Source organism: Arenimonas aestuarii (genome assembly GCF_054781715.1).
Genome location: NZ_BAAGTW010000004.1, coordinates 505,011 through 517,586 on the forward strand (window position 1 = coordinate 505,011; position 12,576 = coordinate 517,586).

Genomic DNA, 12,576 nt, shown 5'->3' on the forward strand with positions numbered 1-12,576 from the left:
GGGCGCCGGCGATTTCTCGGCGGCGTCGCTGCTGGGGCCGCTGTGGTTGGGCTAGGAGGGTGCCAGGCGGTGACAAAGGGAGAAAATGACATGGCTACGTTGATCATTCGAAACGCCAGAATCACCACGCTCGATCCCGACAACCCCGACGCCAGTGCCATTGCCGTTGCCGATGGCCGGATCCTTGCCGTTGGCGACGATGCACAAGTAATGCAGTTGGCGGTTGCGACCACCCAAGTCCTTGATGCGGGCGGCCGACGACTCGTTCCGGGTCTGAATGACAGTCATACCCACCTGATCCGGGGCGGGCTCAACTACAACCACGAATTGCGCTGGGATGGCGTGCGCTCCCTCGCCGATGCGATGGCCATGCTGAAGGCCCAGGTGGATCGGACGCCCGCGCCGCAGTGGGTCCGGGTCGTGGGTGGATTTACCGAGCACCAGTTCATCGAGAAGCGTCTGCCGACACTGGACGAGATCAACGCGGTCGCCCCCGATACGCCGGTTTTCATCCTGCATCTATATGACCGGGCTCTACTCAATCGCGCGGCGCTGCGTGCGATCGGCTACGGTCCCGATACTCCGGATCCGCCGGGGAGCTTCATCGAGCGCGACAAGGCCGGCAATCCAACTGGCTTGCTTGTCGCGAAACCAAACGCCCTGATTCTGTACGCCACGCTGGCGTTGGGGCCGAAGTTGCCGCGGGAATACCAGGTCAATTCCACGCGCCACTTCATGCGCGAGCTGAATCGGCTCGGCATTACGTCGGTGATTGATGCTGGCGGTGGCTTCCAGAACTACCCGGAGGACTACGAGGTCATCGAGGAGTTGCACCGGGAGGACCAACTAACCGTCAGGATCGCCTACAACCTGTTCACGCAGAAAAAAGGCAGTGAACTGGCGGATTTAGAGGGTTGGATGAAGATGGTGTCGCCCGGGCAGGGCGACGACATGCTGCGCCACAATGGCGCCGGCGAGATGCTGGTGTTCTCGGCGGCTGACTTCGAGGACTTTCGCGAGCCCCGACCGGACCTGCCCGGAGCGCTGGAGAGCGACCTTGAGCCCGTTGTTCGCCTGTTGGCGGAGCGCCGATGGCCATTCCGAATCCACGCGACCTATGACGAAAGCATCACTCGCGTCCTGGACGTGTATGAGAAGGTCAATCGCGACGTGCCCTTCGACGGGCTGCACTGGATTGTCGATCACGCGGAGACCATTTCGCCACGAAACATCGATCGGGTTCGAGCGCTCAATGGAGGCATCGCGATCCAGCACCGCATGGCTTACCAGGGCGAGGACTTCGTTCAGCGCTATGGGGCGGAGGCAGCTCGACAGACACCGCCGGTGCGCCGAATGCTCCAGGCCGGTGTTCCGGTAGGCGCCGGCACCGACGCCACGCGGGTTGCAAGCTTCAACCCTTGGGTGGCCCTCTCGTGGCTGGTGACTGGGCGAACGGTTGGCGGCTTGGCCTTGTACGATGAAAGTAATCGACTCGAGCGCGATGAGGCGCTTCGGCTCTGGACCCACGGCAGTGCCTGGTTCTCCAGTGAGCAGGAGCGCAAGGGGCGATTGCAGCCAGGCTGGCTGGCGGACTTTTGCGTGCTGTCTGCCGACTTTATGACGATCCCGGATTCCGAGCTGTCTGAGATTACCAGCGATCTGACAGTGGTGGGTGGAAGGGTGGTGCACGGTGATGGCCCCTTCGGCCCTCTCGCTCCGCGTTTACCCGACCCGATGCCTGACTGGTCACCGGCGCGCCACTACGGCAGTTATGGTGGCGGTCCTCCCTCGGTGGCGATTGCGACAGCCCATCGGGCGCACCACGGCCAAACCTGCGCGGCCCACGGCCACCATGGGCATGCCGCGCAGTATTCGGTCCCCGTCCAGGATCACGGCGGTTTCTGGGGCGCGTTGGGCTGCTCCTGCTTCGCCTTCTGATGGCCGTCCCCTCTGGTCCGGAAGCATCCGCCCCACCAGCCGAGAGTGGTCCTTGGGCCCCCCTCGGGATTCCGTCGTTCCGCGCCATCTGGCTGGCTATCCTGATAGGAAACATCGGAACCTGGGTTCATGATGTGGCGGCGGCCTGGCTGATGGCGGACCAGACTGGCTCTGCCTTCATGGTCGCGGCCGTGCAGGCCGCGACGACATTGCCGGTTGTGATGTTCGCCATTGTCGCGGGGACCCTGGCCGATATTGTCGACCGGCGTTCGTATCTCATCGCTGCCCAGTCCTGGATGTTCTTCTGTGCCTCAGGTTTGGCGGTGCTGGCACACTTCGACCTCGTGACACCTTGGGTTCTCATCGGATTTACACTCGCGATGGGAACCGGCGCGGCGATGGCGATGCCGGCACAGCAGGCGCTAACGCCCGATCTCGTTCCGCGCCCCATGCTGAGCGGTGCGATCGCCTTGGGTTCCCTGAGCATGAACATCGCGCGCTCGATTGGGCCGGCCCTCGGAGGCTTGGCTATGGCGTGGTCCGGCGCGGCGATGGCGTTCGGCATAAATGCGCTGAGCTTCTTGGTGCTGGCAGTTGTGCTGTTTTTTTGGCGGCGTGAACCGGCAATGGGTAACCCGCTCCCGCGCGAGGGGTTTGGTACGGCGTTGAGGGCAGGGCTCCGATATGCAGCGAGGGCCGGCACGTTTCAGGCCGTACTGGTCAAGTCCGGACTCTTCTTTGTTACTGCGAGTGCGTTCACTGCGCAGCTCCCGATCGTAGTCAACCGGGAAATGGGCGCCGGGGCCGGCACATTCGGACTTCTCTTGGGTTGCATCGGAGTCGGTGCCGTCAGCGGCGCGCTGCTTCTGCCCCGCGTTCGTGCCCGATTTGGACCGGACAGGGCCGTGGCTGTCGCTACGCTTGCTTACGCGGCCTGCATGGCGGGTCTCGCCCTGGTTCGCGTGGTGCCAGGCCTGGTTGCGATCTGCCTGGTTGCGGGCTTGGCTTGGATCACCATCCTGTCTTCGTTTCAAGTTGCCGCCCAAACCTCGGTTCCATCGTGGGTTCGTGCCCGCGCCTTGTCCCTCTACATAGTCGTTTTCTCCGCAGGTCTCGCGTCTGGCAGCCTGGGCTGGGGCGGCCTGAGCCAGGCTGTCGGCATTGAACTCGGCCTACTGTCGGCTGCAGGCGGAACGGTAGTGGCCGCGATCGTTGGCCTTCGGTTCCATCTTGGGCCTGCCGGAGCCGCGGACCTGGCGCCCAGTGGGCATTGGCCCGTGCCCATGGTGGCGGGAGACATACCCGGCGATCGCGGCCCGGTTGTAGTGACCTTGGAGTACCGGGTCCCGGCACAGAATCTCGCCGCGTTTCTCAAGCACACAAACGAGCTTGGTCGGATGCGGCGGAGGAATGGTGCGGTCCAGTGGGGAATCGCCGAGGACGTCAGTGCACCGGGGACTTATTTCGAATACTTCATTGATGCCTCATGGCTTGAACACCTCCGGCAGCATGAGCGCGTCACCGGCGAGGACCGCCAGTTTCAAGAGGCCCTGCTGGCGCTTACTGAAGGTCCTCCGAGGATTCGCCATTTTGTCGGTGGAGCACCGAGCGGATCGTTGCGCCCTATGCCGGCGGTTGATGCCGGGCTTTCCTGAGTTGATTGCTGATCTGGAGCTAACGTCATGAAAATCTACATGCTTTCTCTTCTTGCTGGGTTGCTCGTTGGGGTTGTCTACGGGCTGATCAATGTGCGTTCACCAGCGCCTCCCGTCGTCGCCTTGATCGGCTTGCTGGGTATCCTGCTGGGGGAGCAGGCCGTTCCACTCGCGAAGCGATTCCTGTCTCCCGACCCGGTTAGCATCGGGTGGGTCAAGGAACGATGCGGTGAGCACGTTTTCGGCGCGCTTCCCGGTCCGACAAGTACCGACAATTCCTCTGCGGATACGAACAAGCACCAGAGTTGATGAAGGTGTGGCGTTGGGCATGGGTTTGCCTGGCACTGGCGGTCCCCGCTCGTGCGGCCTTTGAGCCGCTGCGCTACAACGACGATTTCGACAATCAGCGTACTTCCTGTTCCAGCGAGGAGAGCTGCCTGAAGTCCGTGCCATGGCGTAGATCGTCATGGAAATGGTCGCTGGGAGGTGAAGCTCGCTGGCGCTATGAATCCACATTCAACCCGGAGTACGGATCTGCGCAACAGGATCCGTGGGGGGCGTTCCTGCAGCGCTATGCGACATTTGTCGATCTCAGCGACGACAGAGGCTGGCGGCTCTTCTTCGGGATGTCATCCGCCCTTCAATCAGGCCGGGCGGGTGGAGCCTCGCCGGTCGATGCCAACCGCCTTGATTTGAGCAATGCGTTCGTCGAATGGCAGGGGGAGTTGGCCAAGGGCGGCACAGTTCTTTCACTCAGGTTGGGAGTCCAAGAGCTCCGCTTCGGATCTGGGCGCCTGGTGGATGCAAGGGATGGTCCCAATGTTCGGCGTGCCTTTCAGGGTGGGCAGGCCATTTTCCAAAGCGGGGTATGGACCGCCACGGCGCTCCGTGTTTCGCCTCGGTCCAGCCTGCCGGGAGTATTGGATGACCGAACCGTCGGTGGACAGAACCTGGCAGGCGTTTATGCCACGCGGCTGGGTGAGCGATTGGGGGTTGATGTTTACGCCCTCCACCTGCGGGACGACCGTGCGAGCTACCTGGAAGGGCCCGCGTCAGAGTCGCGGTGGAGCGTCGGCATTCGAGCCTTTGGACAGCGTGGTGCAATGGATTGGGATTGGGAGGCGATTCGGCAGTGGGGGCATTGGGGTGACCGGAGAATCGCGGCCTGGACGCTAGCCTCAGAAACCGGAATCAGCCTGCGGAATGTCGCGGCGCGGCCGCGCATCTCCATCCTTCTTGCCGCAGCGAGTGGCGACAGGGACCCAGGAGACGGGCGCCTCGGGACATTCCACCCCCTTTACCCGCGCGGGAACTACTTTGGTGATGACGCCACGTTAGGCCCGCGCAACTTCATCAATGGACAATTTCAGTTCCAGTTCAATCCGGCTGCCAATTGGACTGCTTCGGCGTCCATTAGCCGCTTTCTACGCTTCTCCAAGGCCGATGGCATTTACACGCCGAGTGGCGGCCTGTCCCGCGCACCAGGCGCTAGCGACGCAAGGTGGGTAGCGAATGTCCATTCAGTAACTACTGAGTGGGAGTTCCGCCCGGGATGGAAAGCAAGCACGGTGCTGTCCTATTTTGAATCGGGTGATTTCCTACGGGAAACCGGTACCGCAGAACCGATGTTCTATCTCGAGCTCAGTCTTCTAGTTCGGTTCTGAGATTCTCTAGTTAAAGCCTGAGAGTAGATGTTTCGCGGCGGCTTAGCGCCAGCGAGAGTGGACATATGGACCGATTTGGCCACTCTGGACAAGTGAGCCCAGGACCACCGAGGGGCCAGACGCTTGGTGATGCCGTTGGACGGTTGATGTCTTGGGGCGCGCATTCTTGGAACGGGCTGCAGTTTTAAGGCGCCCTGTCCCAGTACGCGAGAATCCCTTGGCGAAGTTGGCCTACTGGGCCTACCGACACTGCGCTCCATTGAAGGTGTGGGGATTAGGGCACGTTATCGGGGGTACGGGGTTGGACGGCTGAAACAGCGGTTTGGCCGACTACTCAGGAGACTTCTTAAGGCATTGAACCAGGGTCCAACGCGGGGCCGGGGCCCTCATGAAAGCCGTCCAGCCGCGGCCTCAAATGCGGTACATTCCAGCCCCATGAGCTCTCGCTTTCTCGTCCTGCTATTTGTTGGAGCCTTGGCTGGGTGCTCCACTGACGACAGCCACCGCGACAGGCCGGAAACGGCACGCGGAGAGACCCCGATTCGTTACGTTATCTGCAGTGCCGGTGGCGGTAGCTGCTTCGTTTCTGCGCGCTTCAACGACTTTGACTCATGCGAGAGTCACAAGAAGTGGTCCGGAATGCTTTGCGACAGTGATTCTGAGCCAGGGAAGATGGTTTGTACGCCGGGAGACAACAGCATCGCGGTAGCCTACTGCACGAAGTAACCGGCTCTGGTAACTGTTTGATGTAAACGACTTGGCAATACGTGCCGCGGGGTGTTCGATGGCTGTGGATCCTTCGATTGTAATCTCTGCTATCGCCCTTCTCGTTTCGGCTTTCTCGGCCTGGGTGAGCTACCAAGCATATAGGCGTAGTCTCAGCACCAATGAAAGAATGGCTCGTTTGAGCTTTGCTCGAGAGAGGTCTGAATTCCTAGTAAGGATCGAAGCTTCACGTAAGCGCTTTGAACAGGCGCAGCAGCGGATCCTCAGAATTCTGGAGCAGGTTGAGAGTCAGGCTCCATCCCTCAGAGCTTCCCTAGTCGAGGAGGAAGAGCACCTCAGGTCCGATGAGACCTTCTTAAAGGGCTGCATACGCCAGGCTTTATCACTTTGGGATGAAGTCTACGAAATGACGCAAGATGGCCTCGCTCACCATAGACCGCGTCATCTCGCCCTACTTGAGGATGATGACGAATTCACTCTGAAGGCGTTAGCCAGGGCGGACGAGGCAGAGGCTGCAATAGCTCAAGCTCAATTCATAGCCCGTCCGATCGGTGGCTAAAGTCCTCAATGTTGCTGGCCTGGTCGGTCCCGCCGCCGACCCCAAGACCGTGGATGGAAGCCTGGCGTCGGTAAAACCACTCTGAGAAAGATTCTCAGGGCGAGGTTAGCGCAGGTAAGGTTCGGCTCTGGGCGAGGTGATGCTCTGATGCCGGCTTCCCATCGTCATCCGAACAGGCGCTGATCCCGGCCAGGGCAAGCACCAAGAAGGGCACGGGCTCTCAGACCAGGAGGGGGGGGCTCCTCATGGACCCTGGCTGCTTCCTTTCCGGCCCCGCGAGTTTTGAGCCAACTACCAATGATGGCCGACTTGCGGGCTCCCTGGCGTTGGCCCTGAGGGGAGCGGTTAGGGACCATTATCGGGGGTAGGGGAGGGCAGCTTCCGACCCGGACCGGACGTCGCGTGTGTATGGAATCTGGGGGCGATTCAATATGATCTGGCAACAGACGACTATCGCTTATATTCCCGGCCCGGGACCCTTCTCAACGAGGCATTCGGTCAGGATTGAAAGGGATGATTTCGTCCCCAATCAGCAATTCAGAAGCCTCTTGAGATCGGGAGAAGGTCGTGGTCATGAAATTCAATGGCAAACCATTTAATGCGAACGACTTCTCAAGGGCGCTAAAGAAGGCGGCCACCAAAATAGTGGCAGACGAGCTTCGTGAGCGGGTGTCCTCCATCCGAGACCCCGAATCTGGTGAATTCGCCACCGTTGTAGTCGACGGCGAGTCCCTCGAGGATATGAGCCTGCGCATTGAAGGCACTCCAAGCCTACTGGAGCGGGTTCGGGAGGATATTGGTGTGGAGACTGACTTGAGTGGTCAAAGTGATGACACGATCACGCTAGCTGCGCCGAAGGTATTTTTGAGTTTTGGCTGGGAGGATCGCGACTTGGCAGGGCGCATCGCCCATGCGCTGCAATCTAACGGCATTTCTACCTGGTGGTCCGAGTGGGAAATCCTTGCCGGCGAGAGCATTCGACGCAAAGTCGACCAAGGCATTGGCGAATGCACCCACTTCGTCGTTCTGCTGACCCCCTCGTCCATCGATCGACCTTGGGTTCAGGAGGAGATGGATGCCGGTTTCGTGCAGAAGGTATCCCGCGATGCCAAGTTCATTGGCCTGCGCCATGGGATTGAGACAAAGCAACTGCCCCCACTGCTGGCCGGATCGCTCTCGCCCCATATCGACGCCGACCTCACCGAAATCTCGCAGCTGATCAACGATATTCACGGCGTCTCGCGAAAGCCCGCATTGGGTCCGGCGCCGGCGATTACGACGCTGCCAAAGGCTCGATACAGTCCAGCGGCCATGGCCATTGCCAAGGTTTTCGTCGAACAGAGCCGCCATGGCACACTTGGCGACGTCCAAAGTAACCAAGCCGAGCTGATTCAGAAAACGTCACTACCCGAGGACGATGTCGTCGACGCGCTCCATGAGCTCAGGCACTGGCTCAAAACCGGCTATGGCACGATCCTACCCAAACAAGCCTTCTATGCGGAGTTTGACGCCTACTGGATGCCATGGAATCCGGCAGATGATGCGCTCCGACTGGCCTCCGAACTCGTCAACGACCCCGATTTCCCCAAGGAGCCGTCTCGGGTCGCAGACCGTTATGGCTGGGAACCTCGGCGACTGAACCCCGCAATGGCCTACCTCGACGAGCGCGGCGCGGCGCGAATCACGACGGCGCTCGCCACCGGTCCCTATATTGGCTACGAGATTTGTAGGACGGACGCCACCAGGCGCTTCGTGCGCAGTCGGTCTTGATTGTGCTGCGGCACGCAATACGTTGGGCCAAGAGACCGAATACAGCACAGCTGTGCAGAAAAGCGGCGAGTTTACTGGCGAAGGGAGGGAACGGGAGCCCGCTCTTGCCGTCGCTTTCTCGGAATCACGACTTCACGCCGAGCAGTCCCGATGCCAACCCATCCTGAGGTTAAAGAGGCCATAGGTCTGTGCGTGGCCTTTGAGGCATTGCGCGACTTGGTCAACCATTGCGTCTTGGATTTTCGTGAGCTCACGGACTCTCCGGGGGAAGCGGAGGTTGTCTTCAAGTCCACCCCGCACCGCGACCTCTTCTGCATCCGCCTCTTGGACTTCACTCACGAGAAAGGCAGTAAGGAGCTCTTAGGTGAGCCCCTGTCTTGCCTGGACGTCATTGAAAGAGCAGGCGCCAATCCGCGGCTATCAGGTCCTGGACCAGCGAAGGAGCTCGCAGAAGCTGCTTCCTCGATGAGACGGTGGCTCGACCAAGTCATCCATCCAAAAGTTTGGTTGGGCAGCGTCAGTATCAACGTGCGTCTCTCGGTATCGAGGATCGGTCTTCTGAGAATTGTCGGCAATCAGGCAAAGCACAATGCGGCGCGGCTTACCAGCGTATGCAAGCAGGTCCAGACGCTACTTGATGACCAGGGGCACTCATTACCACTGGAGCAGATTCCATTCGTTTTGGATGACCTCCGAGAGCAGTTCGGCGAGAACATTTTCATTTACTACGGCAGCTGGCTCGCAGAGCTGATCAACAATCTTTCATGGGCGCTCTATCGCTACATAGTGCCTGTCTACCGCCAACACATCGTCTACGTAGACGGCCCGCTCCCAGGCATGTACCGATTCAGGCCCTTGCCAGGCGTGGCACCAGAGTCTCTTGAACACCAGTGGTTCCATCGTCTTCTCAATGAGGCGCGCCAGACGCCCTATGTCCAACCGTTCACCGCGCCCTACTACTTGAAGACGAAGTCGTCCCTTGAGTGGGAGGACAGCGGCGCTGCCTAGCCCTTGGGTTTCGTGCGGTCACGGGCCACTCCGATGTTCAAGGCCGCCTGATGAGGCCAGTTACGGACGGACACTCTTTTCTTGGCAAGATGCATTCAGATCGCGGCCCGTTGTCAACCCAAGCGACGTGAACGACCACAAAGAATGGATCGACATAACTCAAACGGGAGGTAGTTGTGTCCAAGCCGAAGAATATCGCACTGCCCGCACTCGCCGCGCTCTCACTCCTCGCGATGTTCGTATCAAGCGGTGAGCCGGTTCCGTCAATGCTTCGAGGAGGTGCCGTAGAGACGGTGCTTCTGAGCCTTGGCTGGTCAAACACCATTGTTTTTGGCTTATCGACCGGCTATCTGGTCGCCTTCATTTTCTGGGTTATGGTCGTCTATTCGCCTGAGCGCCGCCGAAGAAATATGCTTCGGACCAACCTCAGCAGAAGGTACCAATATTTCAAAGAAGAAGTTATTCAGAGCTTGCTTTGGGCCGCTGGCGGCACCCATGACTCCGAGCTGCCGCGGCAGCTTTCAGACCACAAGGAGTTCAAGGCGTACTTCTCTAGCGACGAGAATAGACAGTGGTATGCCGCGATTAACGGCCTTCAGTCCGATGACCTTCGATTACACGAGATAACCCTCGCCATGGATCTCTTCACAAGAGATGTTGCCTACTTCCTGGATCACGTTCCTATCGACGGCGACGACGCCCATTCCCTGTTGAAGCAATTGAACGAGAGCGTCTACCGGCTGAAGCATTCGCAGTATGACCGCTACGATCAAGTGAAATCTCTTGGCCGCTTCCTTTGGTCTGTTCTTGCCAGATGGAGTTTCATCGACGGGCAACTCGATGCCGACCCTATACAGTCAGCTATTGACCGTCTCTAGTTGGAACTGAATAGCTACAACTCTTAATTTCGTCGCACATAATCGCCGCTACCTATCGAGAATGACCGCGCCGCTGGTTCTGGGTCCGAGGTCTGAGCAAAACAAAGGGGCCCACCGATCGGAAACAAACGAAAAATCGTGGTGCGCGTGCCTTGAGTGGGGCCTGGGTGCCCCCATGATTATATTTCCCGCTGCGGAAGTTCAGGGGTTTCCTATGCGTACAGTGTCCATCGACGAAAGCGGGTATACCGGCGCGGACCTGCTCAACGCGGATCAGCCTTTTCAAGGAGCGTGCGCGATCGCCATTCCGCCCGACGAGGCCGAACGGCTGATCCAGGCCCATTTCCCCAAGCTCAAATCGGCGGAGCTCAAGTACACCGCACTCGCTCGACGGCCGGGCAATCGGGACCGGCTCTTGGCCCTTCAGACCGAAGTGCTCGGTAATTACCCCGTCACGACCTTCGTGTGCGATAAGCGCCTTCTTCTATTGCTTCATTTTCTCGACTACGCTGCCGAACCCTACTACTACCGCCGTGGCGTCAATTTTTACGAGAGCGGCCAAAACTATTCGTTGGCCTCGATGTTGTACGTGGCCGGTCCAGCGCTGTTGGGAAAAGCTGAGTTCAAAACAGTGCTCATTGCCTTCCAGGAAGCCGTTAAGAAGAAGACGCCTCAGGCCGTAGCGGCACTCGTCGCGGCGGTACGCGCTTGCAACTGGGAACAGATGCCCGAAGCACTGGGGCCGATGGCGCAGGCCGATTCCGACTGCATCGCCGCCATCACGCATCCGGGCGTAACCACGGATGCGGCCTTTGTGGTGCTCAGTGGCTTGGTCAATCGGCTCGAAGCATCCGCCGAGGGCCCGTACCGTATCGAGCACGACGAATCCAAGAACCTTCTGGCCTATCACGCGTTGTTGCAGCGCATGATCGCGCACGGGGACGCCGTGCAGTTCAAGCACACCGCGTTGGCTAGCACGCGCTATCCGCTCAAGCTGACTGAGGTTTCGCAGGTACGCTCGCTGGACAGCGCCCCCGTGCAGCTGGCCGATGTGCTCGTGGGGGCGGCCATCGGCTCTGCCAATGTGGTCACCGGCCATCGATTGGCCGGCGAAGGATTTTCCAACGCGCTTGAGTTGTATCGTGATGATCAGCTCATCCACTTGCTGCCATCGATTGACTTCGAGGCGGAGAAGGCGTTTCGGAAGGACAGTCAGGCCAGCGAGCACATTGACTACATAGCCCGCAATCTGGCCAAGTAGGTCACCCCCTTGAACGAGACCGCGCATGGGCTACCAGCTGTGGATGTCACCACGCACCGGCTATCGGCGCCACGGTACGCGTCTGTGTGACCTGAATGAGACGCTGGGACAGAAAATCTTGGTTAGCGCCCTGGCGGAGCCGCTTCGCTCAGCGCCCGCGCATGCGCTTGCTACCCAGATGGCCGACGAGCTTCGACTTCTGGATTTTGATGTCGCCGGCGTCAAGCGCGCGCAGCGTGGCCGTGTGGTCGGCTATGTGCGCCGCGAGGATCTGCTATCGGGCATCGTCGCTGATCACATGCGGCCCATTGATGCCGACCTGATTGTGGGGGCGGACCTGGCAGTGCCTGACCTGCTCGATCGTTTAAGTCGGCATGAAGTAGTATTCGTCGGCGCCTCCGGAACAGTCACGGGCATCGTGACGCGTGCCGACCTCAACAAGCCACTAGTACGCAGCTACCTGTTCGGTTTGATCTCGTTGCTGGAGTTTCATCTTGGCTACTGGGTCAGCGTCGAATACCCTGACGATACTTGGCACGAAAAGCTGACCATGACGCGGATGGAGGCAACGCGGAAACGGCAAAGTGAACGCATGCGACGGGGCCAACCGCTGCCCTTGCTGCAGTGCCTGGAGATCGGTGACAAGCACACGCTGGTCGTGAAGAGCGCATCTTTACGTGCGCTTCTTGGCTTCGCATCGCGCAACCAGGCCGAAGACGTTCTGGGCAATGTGGAACACCTTAGAAACAACCTCGCTCACAGTCAGTATGACTTGGTCAGCGGCCGCTCCTGGTCGGAGCTGATTACGCTGGTGCAGCGCATCGATCAGATCGTCGGAACTTCGGATTTGGAAGTTGAGCGTCAGGCCCAAGAACTGGCCACCATCGACTTGGGCGCGTTGTGGTAAGTGCGACTCAAGTCGCGGTTCGAGCAAGTACAAGGGGAATACTTGCTCAGGGCGGACAATCGCTATGTCGTCCGCTCCTGGCCGGAGGCGGACTTGGCTACCGTTCTTAATTAGGGATGTTTATCGGGGGTAGGGAAGGGCCGCTTCCGACCCAAAGCAGACCAACTGACCATCGAGGATCTAAACCGCCGGCATGTGAACCAGTTCGTG

The 12,576-nt window shown here is 59.6% G+C and carries 9 protein-coding genes; all 9 read left to right on the forward strand.

Going from position 1 to position 12,576, the window contains the following annotated elements:
- The first annotated feature begins 90 nt into the window (after nucleotides 1-90).
- A complete protein-coding gene (locus tag ACYVJH_RS03200) occupies nucleotides 91-1,938 on the forward strand; it encodes an amidohydrolase (protein ID WP_460453206.1) in 1,848 nt (615 codons plus the stop codon).
- Nucleotides 1,938-3,593, forward strand: a complete 1,656-nt coding sequence (locus tag ACYVJH_RS03205; RefSeq protein WP_460453207.1) for an MFS transporter — start codon at nucleotides 1,938-1,940, stop codon at nucleotides 3,591-3,593. The genes ACYVJH_RS03200 and ACYVJH_RS03205 overlap by 1 nt, the downstream gene beginning before the upstream one ends.
- Nucleotides 3,594-3,620: 27 nt before the next feature.
- Nucleotides 3,621-3,902 carry a DUF1427 family protein gene (locus tag ACYVJH_RS03210; RefSeq protein WP_460453208.1) on the forward strand — a complete coding sequence of 94 codons (282 nt, stop codon included), beginning with the start codon at nucleotides 3,621-3,623 and terminating at the stop codon, nucleotides 3,900-3,902.
- Nucleotides 3,902-5,257 carry an alginate export family protein gene (locus ACYVJH_RS03215; RefSeq protein WP_460453209.1) on the forward strand — a complete coding sequence of 452 codons (1,356 nt, stop codon included), beginning with the start codon at nucleotides 3,902-3,904 and terminating at the stop codon, nucleotides 5,255-5,257. The genes ACYVJH_RS03210 and ACYVJH_RS03215 overlap by 1 nt, the downstream gene beginning before the upstream one ends.
- 1,858 nt (nucleotides 5,258-7,115) lie before the next feature.
- Complete coding sequence (locus tag ACYVJH_RS03220; protein WP_460453210.1) at nucleotides 7,116-8,312, forward strand: toll/interleukin-1 receptor domain-containing protein; 1,197 nt, start codon at nucleotides 7,116-7,118, stop codon at nucleotides 8,310-8,312.
- A gap of 150 nt (nucleotides 8,313-8,462) precedes the next feature.
- Entirely contained in the window at nucleotides 8,463-9,320 is an 858-nt protein-coding gene (locus ACYVJH_RS03225; protein ID WP_460453211.1) for a hypothetical protein, read from the forward strand.
- Between the two features lie 176 nt (nucleotides 9,321-9,496).
- On the forward strand, nucleotides 9,497-10,198 hold the full coding sequence (locus ACYVJH_RS03230; protein WP_460453212.1) for a hypothetical protein: 702 nt from the start codon (nucleotides 9,497-9,499) through the stop codon (nucleotides 10,196-10,198).
- Nucleotides 10,199-10,421: 223 nt separating this feature from the next.
- Nucleotides 10,422-11,459, forward strand: a complete 1,038-nt coding sequence (locus tag ACYVJH_RS03235) for a hypothetical protein (RefSeq protein ID WP_460453213.1) — start codon at nucleotides 10,422-10,424, stop codon at nucleotides 11,457-11,459.
- Nucleotides 11,460-11,484: 25 nt separating this feature from the next.
- The gene (locus ACYVJH_RS03240) at nucleotides 11,485-12,366 is read left to right on the forward strand and encodes a CBS domain-containing protein (RefSeq protein ID WP_460453214.1); all 882 of its coding nucleotides are present in this window, start codon (nucleotides 11,485-11,487) and stop codon (nucleotides 12,364-12,366) included.
- The last annotated feature ends 210 nt before the right edge of the window (nucleotides 12,367-12,576 follow it).